Below are 22,430 nucleotides of genomic sequence, written 5' to 3' on the forward strand. Positions count from 1 at the left end.
TTACCGCAGCGGTTCGATAGGGAAGTCCATCGGCTCGGCCCGCACCGGATTGCGGCTGTAGGTGAAGTGCCACCATTCGCCGGCATAACCGGCAAAGCCTTCCTTGGCCATCGCAGCGCTCAACCGTTGGCGATTCTGGCGTGCCGCCTGGCTGATGTGGGGGCTGTTGGTGTGGGCCATTTCGTCGAAGCAATCAAAACCGGTGCCCATGTCCAGGCCGCCATCGGGCAAGCGTCGACCGTAACCGGCGGCGCAATCCACCGCCGCGGTGTCGGCGTTCCAGGCCTGGGCTGGCAGTGCATCGGGGCCGGTCAGGGTCACGTCCACTGCCGCCCCCCGGGAGTGGTTGGAAACCTTGGCCACATAGCCCAGGCGCCAGAAATCCTGCTTGTTCACCCGGGGGTAGAACTCGGCCTTGGCCGGATCCCCCGGCAGGCTGGCGAAGCGGCCCATGTTCGCCACGGCACGGCTGGGACGATAGCAGTCGAAGACCTTCAAGCCGTAACCCTGCCTGGCCAACTCGGCCTGGACCCGTACCAGTGCCTTTGCCGCGTCGGCAGACAGCACGCATTCGGCTGCGTTGTAGCCGTCCAGCGGCGCTCCGGTGAAGTTGTGGGGGCTGGCGTAGCGAATGTCCTGGGCGATGCTCGGGTCGAGGCTGCGCAGGTAAACCATGTTGGCCGGCATCGGCGTGTCTGCCGCTACCGGCGTGGCGAGCACGATCAGGCTCAGGGCGGCAAGGAAAAGGGAAGGGTAGGGCATGGCGGGCCGGGCTCGGACGGTGGCTTAAGCGCGCCACACTAGCAATGCCCGCCCCATGCCGCCAGTGCTACGGCGCGGCGTTGGGCACAAATGCCACGCTGCCACCGTCACGCTTGTGGAACAACCGTTCACCATTGTCCGGCTGGGTCGTGATGACCTGATGATCGTTGCCCAGGTAGGCCAGCGGCGTCGGGTCATCCTTGGTGGACTGCGCGACAATAATTGTGCGCTTGGGATCAAAGGGGCGGCCGCTGGTTTTTTCCAGCCAGGCCATGAACGCCGCACTGTCGCCCTGGCGCGGGAAGTCCTGGGTTTCGGCAACGTAGTAGAACGGCGTCCCGTGATTTTGCAGGTACATCGGTACCTTGTTGTCGACTTCCACCATCACCATCTGCCACGCGTTCCATGGCGCGCTTTTCACTGCTTGCGCTTGAACGTCCTCGGCGAAACGGGTCACGCCGCCATTGCCATTGGTCCACGGATACACCACCCCGAGTACCAGCAGCATCACCCCGGCAGCGATGCCGAACCCACGGTACCAACCCCGGCCGACCGTGCCTTTGCGGGCGATACGCTCACTGACCCACCACGCCGCCAGCAACTGCGCGAACGGCACCAGCGGCAGCACGTAGTAACTGCGCCGGCTGCCACTGGCGGTGAAGAACACAAACAGCAGGCCCAGCCCCCACACCAGCCAACGGGTGTTGGGCGGGGTGTCGCGCCAATGCCGCACGGCGAGCCACAGGCCCAGCACCCAGCACGGCGCCCAGGGCAAGGTGTAGGCCGGCAGGTAGATCAGGTAGGTGTAGATCGGCCCCATATGGTCGAACGGGTCGAAGAAGCGCACCACGTTTTCCCGGAACACCAGTTCCAGGCCGCTTGCACCGTAGGTCGGTGCGCCGTATAGGTGGGACAGCACAAACGGGATCGCGTAGAACGCCCCGGCAATGATCACGGCCAGCACCAGCCGCAGGTTGAGATGGCGTTTGTAGCGCTGTTCGCTGAGCAAGTGCGGCAACAACACCAGGCCCGGCAGTACAAAGCCGATCAAGCCCTTGAACAGCGACGTCGCCGCCAGTAACAGGAAGAACACCGTGTAGCGCCCCAGCCGCGTATCGTCCGGCCCGCGCCAATACCACCAGACGGCGGCGAGCACGCCGCATACGGTCAGCACGTCCGCCGTGGCCACCCGGGCCCAGAAGAGGAAGTAGAAGGTGGTCGCGAGCATCCAGCCGGCAATCAGGCCGGTGCCTTTGCGGAACAGTTGCTCGCCGATCAGGTACACCAGCCAGATGCTCAGCCACGCCGAGATGACCGATGACAGGCGCAACGACCACGGCCCCAGGCCGCCCATCAGGTTGGCCAGGCCGGTGATCAGCCAGTACGACGGCAGGGGTTTGTCGTAATACGGGGTGCCCTTGAGGTACGGGTCGAAGTAGTCGCCGCTTTGCAGCATCTGCAGGGTGATGTTCGCCCAGCGGGTTTCCGGGCCCCACAGGTCGCGGGCGCCCAGGCCCAGCAGCAGGATCAGGGCCGACACGCCCAGGAGCAGCAGCAGGGCGCCGCGTTCGGTTTTCCAGAAGTTCATGCGGCGGTTCCGATGTGGGACGAGTGTTGAATGGGGTCACCCCACATTAGGGCGCCTGTGTTACGGCAATTGCGGGTAGATGATGATCTCCAGGTCACCCTTGTAATAACGCTTGCCCCCCAACGGCAGCTGGCCGGCTTCGCGCATTTCGCTGGTGCTCCTGACCCGCATCAGCACGCCCACCGGGCCTTGCTGGCGCGCCTGCTTGAGCCAGGCTTGAACGCTGTCCAGATCCACCTTGCGGTGCATCGAGTCGGCGTATTGCAGGCCGTAGCGCAGTTCGCCTTCGGTGTTGTAGAGCGTCACTTCGGGCCGCCGCAGGCGCCATGCCAGGGCCGACGCCGACTCCAGTTCGTTGCTCAGCAGCGCATGGGTCTTTTGGAGCTCGTCCAGGTGCTGGAGCACGAACTGGTCAGGCATCTGGTTATCTTCGACCACCGCCGGCATGCCGGCGGGCAACAGCGCCACCAGCAGGCCAATGCCCAACGCCGGCATCGCCCACAGCGCCAGTGGGCGGAAGGCCTGAAGCAGGTTGGCGAGCATCCAGCCCATCAGCACGATGAACGTCAGGGACAGGTTGAACATCTCGCTGTGGCTGTTGCCGTACACCGGCCGGTCGATTTGCAGGTAGATCAGCGTCACCATTGCCGCGACGCCGATGCCCAGGTTGAGCAGGCCATTGACGCGCAGCGTGCGGGTGCGGGCGTTGGCCAGCAGGTCGATCAACGCATGGCCCATCAGCAGCGCCAGCGGCAGCAGGCACGGCATGATGTAGGTCGGCAGCTTGCCGTTGCTCAGGCTGAAAAAGCCCAGGGGCAGCAGCAACCACAGCGCCAGGAAGACGATGGCCGGCTGGCGCTTTTCCTTCCAGGCCTTGCACAGTGTCGCCGGCAGCAGCGCCGCCCACGGCAGGCACGACACCACCATCAGCGGCAGGTAGAACCACCAGGGTCGTGCATGCTGGGCATTGTCGGAGGCGAACCGGCGGATGTGCTCGTGCCAGAAGAAGAAACGCCAGTAGTCCGGTTCCTGCAGGTGGATCGTCAGTGCCCAGGGCAGGCACACCACGGCCGCCACCAGTATCGCCAGCGGCCCGTAGCGCAGCAGTTCCCCCAGGCGACGTTGCCAGAGCATGTAAGGCAGGGCGATCAACACCGGCAGCAACCACGCCAGGAAACCCTTGGTCATGAAACCCATGCCGCAGGCCACACCCAGCAACGTCCAGCTGGCGAGGCGGGCACGGGGGGTGGAGCTGTCGAGGGCAAACCACAGCGCCGCCAGGCTCAGGTTGACCCAAAAGGTGAATTGCGGATCCAGGTTGGAATAACCGGCTTGCCCGGCCACCAGGCCGAAACTCATGTAGAGCAGCGCGCAGGCGAAGCTCTTGCGCGGGTCGTTCCATAGCCGGCGGGCGATCAGGTAGGCGAGCACGACGCTCAGGCCGGTGGTCAGGGCGGAAGCGATGCGCACGCCGAACAGGTTTTCACCGAACAATGCCTGGCCCAGTGCGATCAGCCAGTAGCCGGCGGCGGGTTTTTCGAAATAGCGCACGCCCATGAAGTGCGGTGCCACCCAGTTGCCGCTGATGAGCATTTCCTGGCTGATCTGGGCGTAGCGGGTTTCGTCAGGGATCCATAGGCCATGCAGGCCCAGTGGCAACAGATAGAACATCACGAATGCCAGTAGCAATACGGGCAATGGTTTAAGGCGGGTCATGGCTATTGCACTCTCAAGCGGTATTGACGGTGAATCAGCGCGAGCGGATCAGCCATGCGCGAGGGGTGGAAGGTGGTCATGGTCGGGTAAAAATGCGGCACAGAACGTTATTCCTTAAACAGTCTGTTAGTGGGGGGCGAAACTGAATATCCCTGTGCCCCAGTCAAGCTCGTTAAATGTGTGGCGTCCAATAAGTCATCGAAGGTCGTCGTCATGTTGTTAACTTGTGAAAAGTTAGTGAGCTAATAATTTTTTGACAAAAATTCAATTAAAACCATAGAAGATGCCACGGTCTGGCTGTCTTTTTGCTGAACGAACTTGAATGATTAAATGTTAAGAAGTGTTCTAAAGTTGTTTAAGCACGGCGGCCCAGTCCTTACTGTTCAAAATACCCAGCGCCTTGAACTTGCCATCGGGCAGCAGCTTTACAAACAATGCACTGCCGTACTCGGCATGGGCGGCGTGTGGGTAGCCCAATGCCTCCTCGAAGTCGCTGATGCAGGCGCTGTGGGTGACCACCAGCAGGTTGCGGTCCGCGTGTTTATGTGGGCGCAGTTCCTCGCCGATGGCAGGGCCGCAGATGGCCAGGGGCCCGGGTGACAATTCGGCCTTGCCGAACATGAACAGCGAGCTCTGCGCGGTACGGGTGGTGGGGCTGCTCAGTACGTCGGTGTTTTCCATGCCCAGGGTCTGGAAGGCCTTGCCCACGGCACTTGCAGACAACGAGCCGAGCGTGGTCAGGCCGTCTGCCGGGCCCAGGCAAGGGTTGTTGGAGCGGTCACAGCGTTCCTCATGGCGGACCAGCACCACCAAGTCTCCGTTGCGCCAGGCTTCCAGGGTTCCGGAGCTGAGCAGGCGGTGGCCCACGCCCAGGTCCAGCGGCGATCTTGGCCACCAGATGAACGCCGTTACTGCCAGGCTGGCCATTACGATACCTGCCACGCCCAGCCACAGTTTGTTCAGATGTTTTACAAACGCCCAGCGCGAGCGAGACTTGCTCAGGGTCAGGTCAACCACACTATTCACCATTGGTAACTTCCAGGCGTTAATCCGGTAACTGGCAGCAGCAAGTCAGGCAGGCGCCAAGTGAGTAGCGCTGATGCGGGAATATGCAAAAGCGTGTCACAGGGGCGCTGTCTTTTTGCTGAACATACCGATATAAAAAATTGTTCACTTGTACTAACGGGCGTTTGAAATAATCAGCCTGTTATCTGCCAATGGGCGGCAATTTAAAGTGCAGCAGGTGGCAGCCGGGTGAAATCGATGTGAAAAATTTGCAGGGGGTCATGGGGCGCTCCTTTTGCCCATGGTTGTGACATAAAAATGTGACAACCGTTATTCTCCGGCTTAAGTCCAGAAGCTTGTGGGGAGGGGTGATGCTGCAGGTACAAGGGGTATTCAAGAGTTATGGCACGCCGCAGGGGCCGTTGACCGTGCTGGCGGGTGTCGACCTGTACCTGGGAGCGCGCAGCAGCCTGGCGTTGATGGGTGAGTCGGGCAGTGGCAAAAGCACGCTGCTGCATTTGGTGGCCGGGCTCGACCAGGTCGACCGTGGCAGCATCCAGGTCGGCGACCAGCGCCTGGACCAGATGAGTGAGGCGCAACTGGCCCACTGGCGGCGCACCGAGATCGGCCTGGTGTTCCAGCAGTTCAACCTGATCGGCAGCCTGCGGGTCGAAGACAACCTGGCCTTCCAGGCGCGCCTGGCCGGGCGCCTCGATCCGGCGTGGCAAGCGCAGCTTGTGGAGCGACTCGGCCTGGGTGACTTGCTCAAGCGTTACCCCGAACAACTGTCCGGCGGCCAGCAGCAACGGGTAGCGGTAGGGCGAGCCCTGGCATCGCGCCCCGGCTTGCTGCTGGCGGACGAACCCACCGGCAACCTCGACGAAGGCACCAGCGACGAAGTGCTGCAACTGCTGCTGGACCTGCTGCGGGACAGCCCCACCAGCTTGCTGATGGTCACCCACAGCCCGCGCATCGCGGCGCGCCTTGACCAGCAGGTGGTGTTGCACCGCGGCCAGGTACTCGCTGCGGACGCCCGCTGACATGCGGGTCTTCTATTGGACACTGCGCGCGCTGCTCAGCCATTGGCGGCGCCACCCTGTGCAATTCTTCAGTGTGCTCACCGGCCTGTGGCTGGCCACCGCGCTGTTGACCGGCGTGCAAGCCCTCAACAGCCAGGCGCGGGACAGCTACGCGCGGGCCAGCCAGCTGATCGGCGGCGAACCCCAGGCCAGCCTCAGTGCGCCGGACGGTGCGAGCTTCCCCCAGGCGCTGTTTGCCGACCTGCGCCGCGCCGGGTGGCCGGTGTCGCCGGTGGTGCAGGGCCGCGTGCAGCTCAAGGGCCATGAAGACCAGCGCCTGCAAGTGATGGGCATCGACCCGGTGTCGTTGCCCGGCGGTGGCGCGCTGGCCGGGCAGACCCTGGACCGGGCGCAGATGGTCGCGTTCTTCAACCCGCCGGGACGCACCTGGATCGCGCCGCAGACCTTGCAGTCTCTGGTCCTGAAAGAGGGCGACCAGCCGCTGACAGCTGCCGGGCTGGTGCTGCCGCCGCTGCATGTTCAAGCGGACATGGCCCCTGGCGTATTGCTGACCGATATCGGCTTCGCCCAACCGCTGCTGGACATGCCCCAACGCCTGTCGCGGTTGCTGCTGGACAAGGCCTTTGCCGCCGCGCATCCCGCCCTGCCGCCGGAACTGGGCGCGCAACTGCAGCTCAAGCAGGCCGAGGAAAACAACCTCGCGCGCCTCACTGAAAGCTTCCATCTGAACCTCGATGCGCTGGGCTTTCTGTCCTTTGTGGTGGGCTTGTTTATCGTGCATGCCGCCATCGGCCTGGCGCTGGAGCAGCGGCGCGGCCTGCTGCGAACCTTGCGTGCGTGCGGGGTCAGTGCGCGGATGCTGATACTCAGCCTGGCGGTGGAGCTCGGTGGCCTGGCCGTGCTGGGTGGCCTGGCGGGCGTGGCCAGCGGGTACTTGCTGGCCAGCCTGTTGCTGCCGGATGTAGCCGCCAGCTTGCGCGGTCTGTATGGCGCCGAGGTGCCCGGCCAACTGAGCCTCAGCCCGCTGTGGTGGCTCAGTGGCCTGGGCCTGGGTTTGCTCGGTGCGTTGCTCGCCGGGGCCAGCAGCCTGTGGCGGGCGGCGCGTTTGCCGTTGTTGGCGCTGGCCAATGCCCAGGCCTGGCACCAGGCCCATGGGCGCTGGCTGCGACGCCAGGGCTGGGTGGCGGGTTCGGCCTTACTGGTTGCGCTGTTGGCACTGGTATTTGGCGATAGCCTGGCCAGTGGTTTTGTCTTGATGGCGGCCTTGTTGCTGGGCGCTGCGCTGGGCTTGCCGGTGGTGCTCAATGGTGTGCTCAAGGCGGTATTGGGGCGCAGCCGTTCGGTGCTGGGGCAATGGTTTCTCGCCGATTGCCGCCAGCAGTTGCCGGCCCTGAGCCTGGCGCTGATGGCCTTGCTGCTGGCGTTGGCCGCCAATATCGGCGCGGGCTCGATGACCTCGGGCTTTCGCCAGACCTTTAACAACTGGCTGGAACAACGCCTGACCGCCGAGTTGTACCTCAACCCGCAAAATCCGGCCCAGGCCGAGGCGCTGCAAACCTGGCTGGTACAGCAGCCCCTGGTGCAGACAGTGCTGCCGACCTGGCAGGTTGCGGTGCAGTTGCAGGGGTGGCCGGCTGACCTGTTCGGCGTGGTCGACGACCCTACTTATCGCCAGCATTGGCCGCTGCTGGAAGCGGCGGCGAACCCATGGAGCCAGTTGTTGCAGGACGACAGCCTGATGCTCAGTGAGCAAATGGCACGTCGGCTCAAGGTGCAGCTGGGCGATGTGGTCAGCATCCCCACGCCCCAAGGACCATGGTCGCCGAAGGTCGTGGGGATTTATGCCGACTACGGCAACCCCAAGGGCCACTTGCTGGTGAATTCGCGGCACCTGTTGCAGCACTGGCCGGGATTGTCGCCGGCGCGTTTCAACCTGCGGGTTTTGCCGGGCAACGTGCCGCCGCTGGTGCGTGCAGTACAGAAACGGTTTGCCCTCGAAGACAGCCGCATCGTCGACCAGCAGCAGCTCAAGGGCTGGTCGAGCCAGGTCTTCGAAAGAACTTTTGCCGCCACCGCCGCCCTCAACAGCCTGACCCTGGGCGTCGCCGGCGTGGCGTTGTTTATCAGCCTGCTGACCCAGAGCCAAAGCCGCCTCGGCCAGTTGGCGCCGTTGTGGGCGCTGGGCGTGACGCGCCGCCAATTGATGCTGCTCAATCTCGGCCAGACCTGGTTGCTGGCGGTGCTGACCCTGGTGCTGGCGTTGCCGCTGGGCTTGCTGCTGGCGTGGTGCCTGGACGTGGTGATCAACGTCCAGGCCTTCGGCTGGCGCCTGCCGTTGCAGGTGTTCCCGGGGCAACTGGCGCAACTGCTGGGTCTGGCGATGCTGGCCACCTTGCTGGCTTCGGCCTGGCCGTTGTGGCAGCTGTACCGCAGTCGCCCGGCGGATTTGCTGAGGACCTTTGCCAATGAAGATTAAGTACCTGCTATGGGCGACGTTCCTGCTGCTGGGCGCCTGCGACAAACCGCCTGCGCCTGAAGAAAGCTTCGCCGGGCTGGGCAGCCAGGCCGCGGACTTTGCCCAGGTGGTACCCGGCAAGGTCTTCAGCTTTCCCCAGGACCATGGCCCCCATGACGGCTATCGCATCGAATGGTGGTACCTCACCGCCAACCTGAAGGATGCCGAGGGCAATGCCTACGGCGTGCAATGGACGCTGTTTCGCAACGCACTCAAGGCCGGCCCGACACAACCGGGCTGGCACGACTCGACGATCTGGCTCGGCCACGCCGCCGTCACCTCGGCCACCCGCCATTACGCCAGCGAACGCTACGCCCGCGGCGGCGTGGGGCAGGCGGGGGCCCAGGCGGTGCCGTTCAATGCCTGGATCGATGACTGGAATTTCGCCACCCGCCCCGGTGCAGCCAGCCCCCTGGCGGACATGCAACTCAAGGCTGCAGGCGAGCATTTCAACTATGACCTGCACCTGACCTCCAGCCGCCCATTGGTGCTCCAGGGCGACAACGGCTACAGCCGCAAGTCCGACCAGGGCCAGGCGTCGTACTACTACAGCCAGCCGTTTTTCCAGGCAGATGGCCGCGTGACCATCGATGGAAAATCTTATCAAGTCACCGGCAACGCCTGGCTCGATCGCGAATGGAGCAGCCAGCCCCTGACCGCCAGCCAGACTGGCTGGGACTGGTTCTCCCTGCACCTGGACAGCGGCGAGCAGTTGATGCTGTTTCGGGTGCGGCAGAAAGACGGGCCGTCGTACCTGACGGGTACCTGGATCGACAAAGAAGGCCACACACAGACCCTGCACAACCAGGATATTCAACTGACGCCGCTGGGCACGACCGCGATCGATGGGCGCAGCATTCCCACCCAGTGGTCATTGAAGATCCCGGGCAAACATCTGGATATCACCACGGAAGCGGTCAACCCAAAAGCCTGGATGAACCTGAGCATTCCTTACTGGGAAGGGCCGGTGAAATTTCAGGGTGGGGTGGGGTATCTGGAGATGACGGGGTATTGAGTCCGACGATTTTTTGTAGGCCTTGATTACCTGCCAGGTAGGTGATTTCCCAAATGTAATTTCAGCTGTTCCAACCTTGTGTCCGGGCCGTGTTCGCCTGCCTATATTCCTGCGCCATATCCATTACATCAGGGATGTAAGTGATGGCGCAGGGATACATCAATGACCGCACCACGGACTACCTCAGTTTGAAATCCCGGCTACTGACCGGGGCCAGTAGGCAACTCTCCGATCAATTCGACGCGTTGAACCTGCATTTGCGTCAGGCAAGCCTGGTGACGCCGGGGCAGATGGTGATCGTTCCCGATGCCTACGCTGTGGCTTGCACTACTGATGATGCATGGTTGATGCGCCATGCCCAGGAGATTCAGCGCAATCTGGAGTTGGATGCCTCGGCTGGGGCGGCGGTGATCAATAACTATGATCTATTCCAGAGTTTATTGGCTTATAGCTCGGTGGGAGTCGGCAGTTCGACGGCGGCCTGGGGGCGACACCTGGACGACGTTCAGCGCACTCTGGAAGAAATTGAGCGTTTGCATCAACAACTCAAGGATGGAGCCTTGAATAAGAAAGCGTTTATCCAGAAGCGGCAGATGTTGTTCCGGCGCTTGGATACTCAACTTCAAGGTGCGGCGCGATTTGGCACGAGCCTGAAAACCAATAAGTCACTGAAAAAAGTACTGGGTATTTCCACCAAGAGTTATCTGCACAAGAGTGAAATCGTGGGCTACACGCAGCGGATTCGCAGCATTGCCGAGACGTCGAGGTTTTTGGGCAAGGGGACGTATGTGGGGTTGGCGTTGGATGTGGGTGTGGCGGGGTTGGAGATCAAGGAAGCATGTATGGAGGGGCGGGAGGCGATGTGTAGGCGGGCGAAGTATGTGGAGGGTGGGAAGTTGGTGGGCGGGGTAGGCGGGGCCGCTATTGGAGGGACTCTGGGGGCTGCGCTCGGGAGACGTTTATGCGGGATAGTCATGGGGGTTGCGGTGAAAGGGCAGGGTGCGCTGGTCTGCGGGATCATCGGCGGTGCTGCCGGAGGTTATGCCGCCGGGAGTACGTTTGGGCGTGCCGGTGAATGGGGTGGAGAAATGATGGGTGACCTGATGTATCAGCCTGATGGGGCTTGATCATGTCTTATTATGATTTTTTCACTGTTACGTTGCTTTTATGGATGCTTATCAACTTGGGACTGTTGCTCTTCGTCGCGTACAGAAAACTCGATGAGTTGGAAAGCTATTTCACCGAAAACGAGGCCGTTCAACGCACCAAGCGTTTTTGGCGCAGGAATCTGCCGATCGACAAAACCATGCGAATGGTTGTGATCGTCGAGCTGCTGTCCATGCCAAAACGCCATTTGAAAAAGGGCGAGGTAACTGAGGCAGAGTTGACGTCCGTCCCCGTGGCCCTGAAGCGATGGGCAGTATGGCCCTATTACGGCGGAATGGTTTTGATGGTCCTGGCAATCATTTGGGAGGTCTGGTCCAAGCCATAGCCGAGGGGCTTTTTTTCGTTATTGCGCCAACGCCACCTTGAGTGGCAAGCGCGCCATACCGGTGTTTTTAAGCGAACCCAGATACAACCAGTCACCGTACTCACGTGCCGTGGTGACGGGCGAGTAGTTACCGCTGCTGCCATCCTGCAGGTTTGCGATGACCTTGCCGTTCACGTCCAGCCCGAGCACAAAGGCCTTACGCTCGATGGGCTTGGGCACCACCATCAGTGCCCGTACCATGATCTTGCGCATCAGCGGGTAGCCGGCAAAACCGTCGAGCAGCGGGTTGCGCGGTGAATACAAGGCAACCCAGAACCGGTCCTTGCCGTTGAAGCTGAGGTTGTCCGGCAGGCCCGGCAGGTTGTCGATAAACAGGTCGTGGACGCCGGCCTTGTCGCCCTTGAGCCAGTAGCGGCTGATGCGATAGGCGCCGGTTTCGTTGACCAGCACATAGTCTTCGTTCGGCCCCAGGGCCACGCCATTGGCGAATTGCAACTGGTCCAGCAATACCTCGGTGTGGCCGGTGCTGAAGTCATACCGTAGCAAACGGCCGTCACCGCCGTGCTCGATCACCGCCTCGCCGTCTTCCCCATAACCCCATCGGCTTGATGCATCGCTGAAGTACGCATAACGCCCGGCGGCGTCGACGGTGATGTCATCGACAAAGCCAAACGGCAGGCCGGCGGCGCTGGTGGCCAGGGTGGTGAGATTGTGCTGGGTGTCGAGGGCGAGCAGGCCCTTGATCCCATCGGCAATGATCAACCGCCCGTCCGGATGCAGGGCCAGGCCCAGGGGGCGACCCTGGGTGTTGGTCAGCTCTTCGAGAACGTGGCTTTCGGGGGCCGTGCGGATGATGCGCCCGTCATGCAGGCCGGTGATGAGGAACCCTTTGCCATCCAGCAACAAGGCTTCGGGCCCGGCGATGTCCTGGGCGCCGGTTCTTTTCACGTCCTTGAGGCGCTGGTTTTCGGCGTAGGGCCCGTCCTTCAGGGATGGCGCCTTGGGCGGCGACCAGTTGACCGGTTGCACTTTGGTGGGCATCAGCAGCAGGAAGGCGACGATGGCGGTCAGGATCAGCAGGACCAGACGACCAACGTTGCTTGGACGGGTACTCATGACGATTCCTGGTGATCAGTGGTGGGCGGTTCCCAATGCAGGGTGCCGAACAGGTAGTCCATCAGCGGCAGGACGATATTGAAATTGCGTCCCTGCATCAGTTCGCGCCGGTGATGCAGGGCGTGCAGGTGGTGCATCTGGCGGATCCACGGCAGGCGGGCCACGGGGTGGTCGGGGGGCAGGTGTTCGCAGGCGTGGAAAAACTCGTAGAGCAGGTAACCGAGGATCATGCAGCCGGCGAACAGGCCGGCGATGTTGGGGTTGAGGTTTTTGAGCAGCCACCAGGCGGGGAGGGTGATGACCAGGCTGTGGACCAGGATGAGCCAGGCGGGGAACAGGATGACACGCCAGTCTCGCGGGCTGTCGTAGGTCATGTGGGCGGGGGTGAAGAAGCTGTGGTGGTCGCCGGTGTGGCGGGCGTAGAACAGGCGGGCGAAGGAGTGTTTGTGATGGCCCAGGTGACGGTGGACGAGATAGATACACAGGTTGAAGAAGATCAGGGTGAGGGGGACGGTCAGCCATTCCAAGGGTTGGATTTGTTGGGTGGTTGACCAGAACAGGGTGATGCAGAGCAGGCCGTAGCCGAAAACGAAACCAGCGTGGAGCCACGGGTTGTAGCAGGGGTGGATGCTGGCGCGGTAGGTGGTGCGGAAGGCCTCGGTGGGGTGAGTCATTGGGGGCGCTCGGTGTTGTTTTTGTTGGGGATGAGCGTAGTCGGGATTGGCGCATCTATCCTGCTGCCATAAAAATACTGTACATGCATACAGTTATGTCCTACATTCCATCCCAGGTGACCGGATGTCGCCGATCACCTGAACTTCAATTTTTTAACTATGGATGGATAAAAAATGAAATCGAAAAAAGCGTTCATGCTCGGAGCCGCCATCGCGGCGTCCTGCTTCGTTTCGGCCTGCGCCCTGGCCGAACAATCTCCTGCACACTTGACGCCGCAACCGTTGCAGCAAGCCGTGCAACAAGCCCTCAAGAGTGGTGGCAACGTCACGGCGCAGAAGGCGTCGGCTGCCTTCCTGGACAAAATCAAAACCTCGCAGCAGCTGAAAAAGCCGGTGCAGGCTGCCAAGGCCTTGAGCGGGGTTGTGGTCGCCGAGCCTGTACAGGCAGATAGCGCCAAGGTGGATGCCCAGGCCGTGGCGGCCCAGGCGTTCACGCCGCTGTGCCAGACCCTCGGTATCAACCAGATGTATAACCTGGACGGTGTGCAAACCGGCAACGACGTCTGCTACCACTTCAACGTGCCGCAAAAAGCACGGGCGACTGTGATGCTGGTAGGGCAGAGTGCTGCCACCAACATGTCCCTGACCCTGTTCCAGGACGACGGCCAGAACAACATCACTTCTCTCGGCACGTCGGATAACCCGGGCAATGCCAACGAGGTGTTGGCTGGCGTACTGCCACCTGGCGACTACTACTGGTTCATGCATGCCAATTCGGCTGACGGTTCGCCGTTCAGTTTCGGTGTGGATATCAACATGACGATTGACGATTTCGAGCCTAACGACAGTTTCGAAACGGCTTATCAACTGCCGGATACCCTGAACTACGTCACGGGTAACTCCGACACGGCGACCGATGAAGACTACTTCTCCTTCAAGGCCCTGCGCGGGCAGAAGGTCAGTGCCTATTTCGACGGTGTGAACGAGAGCGATCGGGGCCAGTGGATTTCCGAGTATTTTGACGGCGTCAAATGGATCCCGATCAGCCCCAAGGCGAAAATCACCTGGCCAACGCCATCGGTTAATGGTGTGGTGAACGTACGGGTGCGGCCTAACCCGGCCGCAACCTGGAAGGCTACGGCGCGCTACAAGCTGTCGCTGGGCTCCACACCCGAGGTGTTGAGCCACAGTGTGCAAGGTGACAACGTGGTGCGGATCCCGGCTTCGGCCAATGACTACGACCCGTTCATGACCACCCAGGCGGCACGTGACTTGAGCTGGGCCGTGACCTGGGCCGACAGCACCGGTAAACGCCTGCAGGGACTGACCCCGTATCTGCAACTCGACAAGCACGTCAACCGTAATACCTACCTGCCGGTGTACATCCCTTACTACGGTTCGGTAACCGGCGTGTCGGGCGCGGCATCCGGTACGGTCAACCTGGGCAACTGCGCGGGTGAGGCGACTGTCAGGTATGTGTCCTACGACTCGGGTTACAAAAATACCTGGGAGACCAACTACAACTTCGCCGTCTGGCGCCTGCGCATCGAGGAGTACCCGGATGTCGGCGTGGGTGGCGACGCTACCCCGGTCAGCATGGCTCATATCTGCAGCCAGCGCGTGATCTCCAGTGAACGGTGATCAACCCTCCGCTTGATCCGTAACCCCGGCGCCAACTCTTCGGGTTGGCGCCCCCAGCAACCCTTCAAACTGCGCCTGAACCCGCCCTTCGTCGCAATGCGCCACATTAAACCGCATGAAATCCCGCAACCTCGGCTCATACCCGAACAACGCCCCCGGCGCCAACACCATCCCACGCTTCAACCCGGCTTCAGCCAGCCGCTCACCATTCACCCCGGCCGGCAACCGCGCCCAGATGAACATCCCGCCCTCAAATCCCATCGGCAATTCACACCCGCAACGCCGCAGCCACTGCTCAACCCGCCCACCGGCCTCCAGCAGCCGCTGAACCATGCGCTTGCGATGCCTGGCATACCCACCCTCACTCAGCAGCCGATACACAATCTGTTCGAACAGCTCGGACGTTATGCCGCCGCTCATCAACTTCATATTGGTCAGATTCGCCGCCAATTGCGGCGCCGCCACCACATAACTGACCCGCGCATTCGCCGTCAGCACCTTCGAAAACCCCGACAGGTACGTCACCTGCTCCAATCCCGCCAAAGTCGCCAGACGCGGCGGCGGGTTAGGGTGCAAATCCCCGTAAAGATCATCCTCAACGATATGGCAGCGATACTCCCGGGCCAGTTGCAACAACCGAAACGCTTGGCTCGGACTGAATGAATGCCCGGTGGGGTTGTGCAACACGCTGGTGGTCAGGTACAGGCTGGGACGGTGCTGCGCCAGCAACTGCTCCAGCGCGACAAAATCAAAACCATCAGGCCGCCGGGCGATCGTCACCACCTTGACCCCATGCAACGCCAGGTTCGCGTGGAAGTTGAAATAACACGGTGCATCCAGCAGCACCGTGTCCCCGGGCCGCGCCAGCAGGCGCATGAGCATGTCCAGGCCTTGCACCGTGTTGGGCGTGGTGATGATTTGTTCCACCGGCACCGACAACCCTTCACCGTGCAGTTTCTGTTGCAGCGCCTGGCGCAACGGCAGCAGGCCCGCCGGGGTGCCCAGCCCGGCGATGCGCAGAGTAGGGGCGCGCACTGCGCTGCGCATGGCCTGGCGCAGGGCTTCGGAATCCAGCCAGTCTTCCGGCAGATGGCCGCCGCCGGGGCGCAGGTCGCCCTGGGCCATGGCCAGGGGGCGGCGCAGTACGCTGAGCAAGTCCTGGGGCAGCAAGTCGACCCAGGTGCTGGACGACGGCTGTGCCAGGTTGCTGGCGACAAAGTGCCCGCGGCCCTGGCTGGAGGTCAGGAGGTGACGCCCGCGCAGGCGATCCAGCGCTTCATTCATGGTGAATTTTCCGACGCCCAGCAAGGCTCCCAACTCACGCACCGAAGGCAGTTTGCTGCCAGCGGCCAATTCGCCTTGCTCGATCGCATGGGCCAGGGCATCGACGATCTGCTGCACCTTCGGTGCTCGGTCATGAAAGTGAATCGCAGGAATGGGCATCACACTGTCCTTAAGTTTGCCGCCAACTTCACCGGTAAAGTCTGCGCGTATATCCGTAGAGTTTACCTGCCTGTGGCGGCACGTGCGCCCTAGACTGCAAGCCCTCTTTCCTGCTGTGAAATTCCACGCCATGGCCACCGCGCTGACGCTGTCTTCGTTTTTGTATTTCCTGTTGCTGTGCACCACCCTGGCCTTCAGCCCCGGGCCCATGACCTTGTTGTTGCTCAGCCTCGGCCTGAAGGACGGCCTGCGCCGCTCCCTGCCGGCGCAGTTCGGGGCGAGTGTTTCCTACCTGGTGTCGATCCTGATCTTTGCCGTGGGTTTTTCCGAGCTGGTCAAGGATTACCCGCTGATCACCCGGATCATCCAGGTGGTAGGCGTGGCCTACATCCTTTACCTGGCCTACAAGCAATGGACCAGCAGCGGAGTGACCATCAAGACCAACGATGCAACTGCGGAAAATGCCCGCAGTCTTTTCGGCAAGGGCCTGCTGACCGGGTTGTCGAATCCCAAGGCGATCATTCTGTTCAGCGCGGTATTCCCGCAGTTCGCCGCCATCGGCCAGGGCAGCGCCGCCGCCGACATCGCGATCCTCGGCCTGACCTTCCTGCTGCTGCAATTTGCCAGCGGGTGCCTGTATTGCTACTTCGGCCAACGCATCAAGCACGTGCTGGAAAACCCCAAGCGCCGGGTGTTGCTGCAACGGGCCACGGCGGTGTTGCTGCTGGGGGTGGCGCTGATGTTGGCCCGGGGCTTTTCCAGCTGAAGGTCAGCTTATGAGCGGTAGTGGCGATCTGCCGGTGCCCTGATAGACTTCGGGCATTCATCCAGGATCAAGCCAGACATGCCAGCCGCAGGAGGAAACGGACTTTCGCTCGCTTCACGCTTGTACAAGTCGCGCACCCTGGGATTGACCCTCGGGTTTGTCTGTGTGGCCGCCGCCATCTACCCGCTGGATAAATCCGCTTGGGTCTGGGGAGTGATGATCGCCAATGCCTTCATCTGGCCGCATGTGGCCTACCAATGGTCGCGGCACTCGAAAAACTCCCTGCGCTCGGAACACCGCAACCTGCTGTTCGACTCGTTTTGCGGCGGGTTCTGGGTTGGCGCCATGCAGTTCAACCCGCTGCCCAGCGTGACCACCTTGTCGATGATGACCATGAACAACGTCGCCATCGGCGGCCCGCGCTTCATGCTCGCCGGTTGGGTGGCCCAGGCGCTGGGCATCGGCGCCTCGATGCTGGTGTTCACTCCGGCGGTGACCGCCCTCACCAGTGAAGTGCAGCTCTACGCCTGCCTGCCAATCCTGATGCTGTATCCCCTGGCGCTGGGCTGGATCTGTTACCGGCAAGCGATCACCCTGGCCCGGCACAAGCGCGAGTTGCTGGCCCTGAGCCGCACCGACAGCCTGTCGGGCCTGCTCAACCACGGCGCCTGGAAAGACCACCTGGAAATCGAGTTCCAGCGCTGCCGCCGCGACCAGCAGGGCGCCGCCATCGCGCTGATCGACATCGACCACTTCAAGACCATCAACGACACCTACGGCCATGTCACCGGCGATATCGTGCTGCGTCAATTGAGCAAAGTGCTGCGCCAGAACCTGCGGGCCACTGACCTGGCCGGGCGCTACGGTGGCGACGAATTCTGCGTGATCCTGCCGGACATGCCCCTGAACCGCGCCACCGAGGTGATGGACGCCCTGCGTGATCGCTTCAACTCCCTGGCCTACGCACAGGACCCGACCTTGCGCGCCAGCCTGAGCATCGGCCTGGCGCCGTACCGGCCGGCACACGCCGACGCCACCAGTTGGCTGAACGATGCCGACCAGGCCTTGTACGAGGCCAAGAGCAGCGGGCGCAACCGGGTCAGTTCGGTGCAGGGAAGTTGGTTGAGGTCGATCTGAGGATCAACAAATCGGTGTTTGTCAGGTAGGGTGGAGCGCTACCTTCCAACAAAAACAAGGATCGGTTCATGCTCTTCAACTTCCCGCGTACCTTGCTGGCGGCCACCCTGGCGCTGTCTTTCGCCATGCCGGCCTTCAGCGCCGAACCCCACAAACAGATCCAGGCCGATTCCGAGCAGTACAAGGCCGACGCCTTGAAACTGCTGGAGCGCCTGGTGAATATCGATTCGGGCTCCGGCTACGAGCCCGGCCTGACCCAAGTGCGTGACATCGCCGTCGATGAGCTCAAGCAACTGGGTTTCAGCATCCAGCTGGTGCCGGATGCCGCCGCTCATAACAGCCATGTCATCGCCACCCTCAAGGGCACCGGCAAGGCCAGGATCCTGCTGATGGCCCACATGGACACGGTGTTCAAGGAAGGCTCGGCGGCTGCCCGGCCGTTCCACATCAAGGACGGCCGCGCCTATGGCCCGGGCGTAATGGATGACAAGGGCGGCATCGTCGCCGGCATCTACGCCTTGAAAGTCCTGAAAAACCAGGGCTTCAAGGACTACGCACAAATCACCTTCCTGCTGGACGCCAGCGAAGAAACCGGCACCGACGGCGCGTCCGAGCTGATCCGCAACACCGCCAAGGGCCACGACGTGACGCTCAACCTGGAACCGGGTCGCCCGGCCGATGGCCTGGTGGTATGGCGCAAAGGCAGCGCCACCGCCGTGGTCGAGGTCAAGGGCAAGGCCGCCCACGCCGGCGTCGCCCCGGAATTGGGGCGCAACGCGGCGATGGAAGCGGCGCACCAGATTCTGCAACTGGGCAAGCTGGGGGATGCCGAGAAGAAAACCACCATCAACTTCACCGTGATCAACTCCGGCGACCGGGTCAACGTGATCCCCGACCAGGCCACCGCCAAGGCGGATGTACGGGCGGCGTTGCCGGAAGAGTTTGACCGGATCGAGAAAGACTTGGCACGGGTCTCGGCCAACAAGCTGATCCCCGAGACTGAAGTGACCACCAGTTTGCACCGTGGCCTGCCGCCGATGCCGCAGACGCCAGAGTCGGACAAGCTGGTGGCGATTGCCCAGGGGATTTATGGCGAGTTGGGGCGCAAGCTGACCATTGAGGGCAGCGGCGGGGCGGCGGATGCGAGCTTGTCGGCTGGCGTGGGTACGCCGACCCTGGACGGGTTCGGGATTGTCGGGGGCAATATCCATACGCCGGAGGAATATGCCGAGGTGGAGAGCGTGGCGCCGCGGATTTATCTGCTGAGCCGGATGATCATGGAGCTCTCCAAGCGCTGACTTAAAAACGCCACACCTCTAAATGTGGGAGCGGGCTTGTGTGGGAGCGGGCTTGCTCGCGAATGCGGTCTATCAGTCGACATCTGCTTATCTGGTACACCGCTTTCGCGAGCAAGCCCGCTCCCACATTGGTTTGTGGTGCTAGTTGGATCAGGTTGCAGGCACCACTTCCCGGGTCTTCTCCCGCCCCAACACCAGACTGCACAGCGCCGGCAAGAACAGCAACGTCAACACTGTCCCCACCAGCACCCCGCCAATCAACACATACGCCAGCGACGACCAGAACACCGACAGCGTCAGCGGAATAAACGCCAGCGCCGCCGCCAACGCGGTCAGGATCACCGGGCGTGCCCGGCGCACCGTGGCCTCGATGATCGCCTCGCGAATCACCATGCCCTGGTCCTGGTTCTGCCGAATCTGGTCGGTAAAGATCAGCGTATTGCGCATCAGAATCCCGCCAATCCCGATCAACCCCAATATCGCGTTGAACCCGAACGGCTGGTTGAACAGCAGCAGCGTCGGCACCGCCCCGATCAGCCCCAGCGGCGCGGTGGCGAACACCATGAACATCACCCCGAACGAACGCACCTGGAACATGATCACGGTCAACGTCAGCAGAATCATGATCGGGAACAGTGCCGCCAGCGCCACGTTGGCCTTGGCGCTTTCTTCCACCGGACCGCCGATGACGATCTGATACCCGGCCGGCAGCTTGGCGATCAAGGGTTGCAGGTCCTTGTACACCGCCATTTCCACATCTGGCGGCTGGGTGCCGTCGACGATGTCGGCGCGCACTTCCACGGTCAGCGCACGGTTGCGGCGCTTGAGGATCGGTTCTTCCATCACCGCCTGGAAATGCCCGACCTGGGCCAATGGCACCGAGACACCGGCACTGTTGGTCAGGGTCATATTGTCGAGGTTGCCGAGGTCTTCGCGCTGGCTGCCCTGGGAGCGGGCAACCACTGAAACGGTACGATTGCCTTCGCGCACTTCGGTGATCGGGTTGCCGCTGAGCAACGCGTTGAGCTGGGATTTCACCCCGTCGGGGGTAAAGCCCAGCAGGCGCAGGCGGTCCTGGTCGAGTACCAGGCGGTAACTGCTGGCGCGCTCGCCCCAGTCGAGGAAGCTGTCCCGCGTGAGTGTGTTGGCGGCGACCACTTGGCGCACGTCTTCAGCCAGGCCGCGCAGCACATTCAGGTCGGGGCCGGACACGCGAAACACCACCGGGAAGGGCACCGGCGGGCCGAATACCAACTGGGTGACGCGCACCCGCGCCGATGGAAATTCGCCGGCCGCGATGCGTTCAGCCATGCGTTTTTTCAGGCTGTCCCGGGCATGGGCGTCGGCGGTCTGCACGATCAGCTTGGCGAAGGCCGGGTCTGGCAGCTCAGGGTTCAGCGACAGGAAAAACCGTGGTGCACCACCGCCGACATAGGTGTCGACCATGACGGTTTGCGGCTCCTCCATCAGCGCCTTTTCCACCTGCGCCGCTACCGCCTCGGTGCTTTTGAAGGCGCTGCCCGGTGGCATGTACACCTCCAGAATCAGCTCGGAACGGTCGGAGTTGGGAAAGAACTGCTTCTTCACCACGCCCATGCCCAGGCCACACAGCACAAAGGCCGCTACCACCAACCCGGTGACCAGCCAGCGTCTGCGCACGCAAGCGTCCACCAGGCGCCGCAGTTTCTGGTAATAGCGCCCGGCATAAATTGCATCGTGGCCGCCGACAACCGGCTCGATGTGCGGCAACAGCTTGACCCCCAGGTACGGGGTGAACACCACCGCCACCAGCCACGACGCGATCAGCGCAAAACCGACGATCCAGAAAATATTCCCGGCATACTCACCGGCCCCCGAGCGGGCAAAACCCACCGGCAGGAAGCCGATAATCGTCACCAGGGTGCCGGTGAGCATCGGCGCGGCGGTGGAACTCCAGGCGAAGGTGGCCGCGTGGATCCGGTCAAAACCTTCCTCGAGTTTGACCACCATCATCTCGATCGCAATGATCGCGTCGTCCACCAGCAGGCCCAGGGAAATGATCAACGCACCCAGGGTCACCCGGTCGAATTCGCGACCGGTCATCAACATGATCACAAACACGATCGACAAGGTCAGCGGCACCGCAGCGGCCACCACCAGCCCGACCCGGAACCCCAGGGCCAGCAGGCTGATGACCATCACCACCGCGAGGGCGACGAAGAACTTCAGCATGAACTCGTTGACCGCCAGGCTGATGTTTTTCGCCTGGTCGGAGACCTTGGCGAAGTTGACCCCCAGCGGCAGGTCGGCCAGGATTTTCGCTTCCTGGGCCTTGAGGGCCTTGTCCAGCTCCAGGCCGTTCCAGTGCTTCTCCATGATCACCCCGAGCATCAGCGAGGGGTCGCCCTGATGACGGATACGGTAGCTGGGCGGGTCTTCATAACCCCGGCTGACGGTGGCCACATCGGCGATGCGCAGCAGCTTGCCGTTGGCTTCCAGCGGGACGTTTTCGATCAGCGCCAGGCTGTCGAAGGCCCCGTCGATGCGGATATAGGCGCGTGCCCCGGCGGTCTCGACAAAGCCTGAAGGTGCCACGGCATTCTGGGCGGCGAGGGCGGCGAAGATCTGCTCGGGCTTGATGCCCAAGGTGGCCAGGCGCTCATAGGAAAACTCGACGAAGATCCGCTGCGCCTGTTCGCCGAGGATATTGACCTTCTTCACTCCCGGCAGATTGAGCAGGCCCTGGCGCATGTCCTCGGCCATTTGCACCAGTTGCCGGTGGGGCAGGTGTTCGGCCTCCAGCGCGTACAGGGAAAAGTACACGTCGGAGTATTCATCGTTAAAAAACGGGCCGATCACCCCCTTGGGTAACTTCGCGGCTTCGTCGCTGAGTTTCTTGCGGGTCTGGTAGAACAGGTCCTGGATTTCGCTGGGGCGAGTGGACTCCAGGTACGTCATGCGCATCGAGACAAAACCCGGCTGGGCGATGGTTTCGACGCGGTCGTAGTAGTCCAGCTCCTGCAGGCGTTTTTCCAGGCGGTCGGCCACTTGCTCCTGCATCTCTTGCGCGGTGGCGCCGGGCCAGGCGGCGGTGATGGTCATGACCTTGACGGTGAACGAAGGGTCTTCGGCGCGCCCCAGTTTGCCAAAGGCAAAGACCCCGGCGGCGAGGATCGCGATGATCAGGAACAGCGTGACCGCGCGATGCTTGACCGCCAGTTCGGAGAGGTTGATCCCGCGCAT

The 22,430-nt window shown here is 62.2% G+C and carries 17 protein-coding genes; 9 read left to right on the forward strand and 8 right to left on the reverse strand.

Features of this window, described 5'->3' with window-relative positions:
- The 4 genes from QF039_RS07885 to QF039_RS07900 form a co-directional block, all read right to left on the reverse strand.
- Entirely contained in the window at positions 1 to 762 is a 762-nt protein-coding gene (locus QF039_RS07885) for a M15 family metallopeptidase (RefSeq protein WP_373461973.1), read from the reverse strand.
- 67 nt (positions 763 to 829) lie between these two features.
- Entirely contained in the window at positions 830 to 2,350 is a 1,521-nt protein-coding gene (locus QF039_RS07890; protein WP_307517261.1) for a glycosyltransferase family 39 protein, read from the reverse strand.
- A 60-nt stretch (positions 2,351 to 2,410) separates the two neighbouring features.
- Positions 2,411 to 4,066, reverse strand: a complete 1,656-nt coding sequence (gene arnT, locus QF039_RS07895; RefSeq protein ID WP_307517262.1) for a lipid IV(A) 4-amino-4-deoxy-L-arabinosyltransferase — start codon at positions 4,064 to 4,066, stop codon at positions 2,411 to 2,413.
- A 345-nt stretch (positions 4,067 to 4,411) separates the two neighbouring features.
- Positions 4,412 to 5,095, reverse strand: a complete 684-nt coding sequence (locus tag QF039_RS07900) for a histidine phosphatase family protein (protein ID WP_307517263.1) — start codon at positions 5,093 to 5,095, stop codon at positions 4,412 to 4,414.
- 347 nt (positions 5,096 to 5,442) lie between these two features.
- On the opposite strand from QF039_RS07900, the gene QF039_RS07905 reads away from it, so the two are divergent.
- From QF039_RS07905 to QF039_RS07925, 5 genes are all read left to right on the forward strand, one after another.
- Positions 5,443 to 6,111: an ABC transporter ATP-binding protein gene (locus QF039_RS07905; protein ID WP_307517264.1), complete on the forward strand. Its 669-nt coding sequence runs from the start codon at positions 5,443 to 5,445 to the stop codon at positions 6,109 to 6,111.
- A 1-nt stretch (position 6,112) separates the two neighbouring features.
- Positions 6,113 to 8,587, forward strand: coding sequence for an FtsX-like permease family protein (locus QF039_RS07910; RefSeq protein ID WP_307517265.1), 2,475 nt, complete (start codon positions 6,113 to 6,115; stop codon positions 8,585 to 8,587).
- Positions 8,577 to 9,641 (forward strand): lipocalin-like domain-containing protein, encoded by a 1,065-nt coding sequence (locus QF039_RS07915; RefSeq protein WP_087693374.1) that lies wholly within the window; start codon positions 8,577 to 8,579, stop codon positions 9,639 to 9,641. Before QF039_RS07910 ends, QF039_RS07915 begins: the two co-directional genes overlap by 11 nt.
- 143 nt (positions 9,642 to 9,784) lie before the next feature.
- Entirely contained in the window at positions 9,785 to 10,768 is a 984-nt protein-coding gene (locus tag QF039_RS07920; protein ID WP_307517266.1) for a hypothetical protein, read from the forward strand.
- Positions 10,769 to 10,770: 2 nt separating this feature from the next.
- The gene (locus QF039_RS07925; protein ID WP_003210265.1) at positions 10,771 to 11,133 is read left to right on the forward strand and encodes a hypothetical protein; all 363 of its coding nucleotides are present in this window, start codon (positions 10,771 to 10,773) and stop codon (positions 11,131 to 11,133) included.
- Between the two features lie 18 nt (positions 11,134 to 11,151).
- Here QF039_RS07925 and QF039_RS07930 read toward each other — a convergent pair whose 3' ends face one another.
- Both QF039_RS07930 and QF039_RS07935 read right to left on the reverse strand, forming a co-directional pair.
- Complete coding sequence (locus QF039_RS07930) at positions 11,152 to 12,249, reverse strand: SMP-30/gluconolactonase/LRE family protein (protein ID WP_087693371.1); 1,098 nt, start codon at positions 12,247 to 12,249, stop codon at positions 11,152 to 11,154.
- On the reverse strand, positions 12,246 to 12,923 hold the full coding sequence (locus QF039_RS07935; protein WP_307517271.1) for a sterol desaturase family protein: 678 nt from the start codon (positions 12,921 to 12,923) through the stop codon (positions 12,246 to 12,248). Before QF039_RS07935 ends, QF039_RS07930 begins: the two co-directional genes overlap by 4 nt.
- 174 nt (positions 12,924 to 13,097) lie before the next feature.
- Here QF039_RS07935 and QF039_RS07940 point away from each other — a divergent pair, with 174 nt between their 5' ends.
- Positions 13,098 to 14,564: a hypothetical protein gene (locus tag QF039_RS07940; RefSeq protein ID WP_003210259.1), complete on the forward strand. Its 1,467-nt coding sequence runs from the start codon at positions 13,098 to 13,100 to the stop codon at positions 14,562 to 14,564.
- On the opposite strand, the gene QF039_RS07945 is transcribed toward QF039_RS07940, so the two are convergent.
- Entirely contained in the window at positions 14,565 to 16,007 is a 1,443-nt protein-coding gene (locus QF039_RS07945; protein ID WP_307517274.1) for a PLP-dependent aminotransferase family protein, read from the reverse strand.
- Positions 16,008 to 16,137: 130 nt separating this feature from the next.
- Between QF039_RS07945 and QF039_RS07950 the strand changes: the two genes are divergently transcribed.
- The 3 genes from QF039_RS07950 to QF039_RS07960 all read left to right on the forward strand — a co-directional run bounded on the left by QF039_RS07950 (position 16,138) and on the right by QF039_RS07960 (position 19,208).
- Positions 16,138 to 16,773: a LysE family translocator gene (locus tag QF039_RS07950; protein WP_177067175.1), complete on the forward strand. Its 636-nt coding sequence runs from the start codon at positions 16,138 to 16,140 to the stop codon at positions 16,771 to 16,773.
- 78 nt (positions 16,774 to 16,851) lie between these two features.
- The gene (locus QF039_RS07955) at positions 16,852 to 17,910 is read left to right on the forward strand and encodes a diguanylate cyclase (RefSeq protein WP_023658718.1); all 1,059 of its coding nucleotides are present in this window, start codon (positions 16,852 to 16,854) and stop codon (positions 17,908 to 17,910) included.
- Positions 17,911 to 17,978: 68 nt separating this feature from the next.
- Positions 17,979 to 19,208: a M20/M25/M40 family metallo-hydrolase gene (locus QF039_RS07960; protein ID WP_003210251.1), complete on the forward strand. Its 1,230-nt coding sequence runs from the start codon at positions 17,979 to 17,981 to the stop codon at positions 19,206 to 19,208.
- Between the two features lie 150 nt (positions 19,209 to 19,358).
- Here QF039_RS07960 and QF039_RS07965 read toward each other — a convergent pair whose 3' ends face one another.
- Positions 19,359 to 22,430: an efflux RND transporter permease subunit gene (locus QF039_RS07965; protein WP_307517281.1), complete on the reverse strand. Its 3,072-nt coding sequence runs from the start codon at positions 22,428 to 22,430 to the stop codon at positions 19,359 to 19,361.

Source organism: Pseudomonas sp. W2I6 (assembly GCF_030815935.1).
GTDB lineage: Bacteria > Pseudomonadota > Gammaproteobacteria > Pseudomonadales > Pseudomonadaceae > Aquipseudomonas.

What these genes read in the sequence shown, in the direction of transcription:
- QF039_RS07915 (WP_087693374.1), top strand. Translation starts at nt 8,577, where the DNA reads ATGAAGATTAAGTACCTGCTATGGGCGACGTTCCTGCTGCTGGGCGCC.
- QF039_RS07935 (WP_307517271.1), bottom strand. Translation starts at nt 12,923, where the DNA reads ATGACTCACCCCACCGAGGCCTTCCGCACCACCTACCGCGCCAGCATC.
- QF039_RS07900 (WP_307517263.1), bottom strand. Translation starts at nt 5,095, where the DNA reads ATGGTGAATAGTGTGGTTGACCTGACCCTGAGCAAGTCTCGCTCGCGC.
- QF039_RS07890 (WP_307517261.1), bottom strand. Translation starts at nt 2,350, where the DNA reads ATGAACTTCTGGAAAACCGAACGCGGCGCCCTGCTGCTGCTCCTGGGC.
- QF039_RS07920 (WP_307517266.1), top strand. Translation starts at nt 9,785, where the DNA reads ATGGCGCAGGGATACATCAATGACCGCACCACGGACTACCTCAGTTTG.
- QF039_RS07930 (WP_087693371.1), bottom strand. Translation starts at nt 12,249, where the DNA reads ATGAGTACCCGTCCAAGCAACGTTGGTCGTCTGGTCCTGCTGATCCTG.
- QF039_RS07885 (WP_373461973.1), bottom strand. Translation starts at nt 762, where the DNA reads ATGCCCTACCCTTCCCTTTTCCTTGCCGCCCTGAGCCTGATCGTGCTC.
- QF039_RS07955 (WP_023658718.1), top strand. Translation starts at nt 16,852, where the DNA reads ATGCCAGCCGCAGGAGGAAACGGACTTTCGCTCGCTTCACGCTTGTAC.
- arnT (WP_307517262.1), bottom strand. Translation starts at nt 4,066, where the DNA reads ATGACCCGCCTTAAACCATTGCCCGTATTGCTACTGGCATTCGTGATG.
- QF039_RS07960 (WP_003210251.1), top strand. Translation starts at nt 17,979, where the DNA reads ATGCTCTTCAACTTCCCGCGTACCTTGCTGGCGGCCACCCTGGCGCTG.
- QF039_RS07945 (WP_307517274.1), bottom strand. Translation starts at nt 16,007, where the DNA reads ATGCCCATTCCTGCGATTCACTTTCATGACCGAGCACCGAAGGTGCAG.
- QF039_RS07905 (WP_307517264.1), top strand. Translation starts at nt 5,443, where the DNA reads ATGCTGCAGGTACAAGGGGTATTCAAGAGTTATGGCACGCCGCAGGGG.
- QF039_RS07940 (WP_003210259.1), top strand. Translation starts at nt 13,098, where the DNA reads ATGAAATCGAAAAAAGCGTTCATGCTCGGAGCCGCCATCGCGGCGTCC.
- QF039_RS07925 (WP_003210265.1), top strand. Translation starts at nt 10,771, where the DNA reads ATGTCTTATTATGATTTTTTCACTGTTACGTTGCTTTTATGGATGCTT.
- QF039_RS07910 (WP_307517265.1), top strand. Translation starts at nt 6,113, where the DNA reads ATGCGGGTCTTCTATTGGACACTGCGCGCGCTGCTCAGCCATTGGCGG.
- QF039_RS07965 (WP_307517281.1), bottom strand. Translation starts at nt 22,430, where the DNA reads ATGCGCGGGATCAACCTCTCCGAACTGGCGGTCAAGCATCGCGCGGTC.
- QF039_RS07950 (WP_177067175.1), top strand. Translation starts at nt 16,138, where the DNA reads ATGGCCACCGCGCTGACGCTGTCTTCGTTTTTGTATTTCCTGTTGCTG.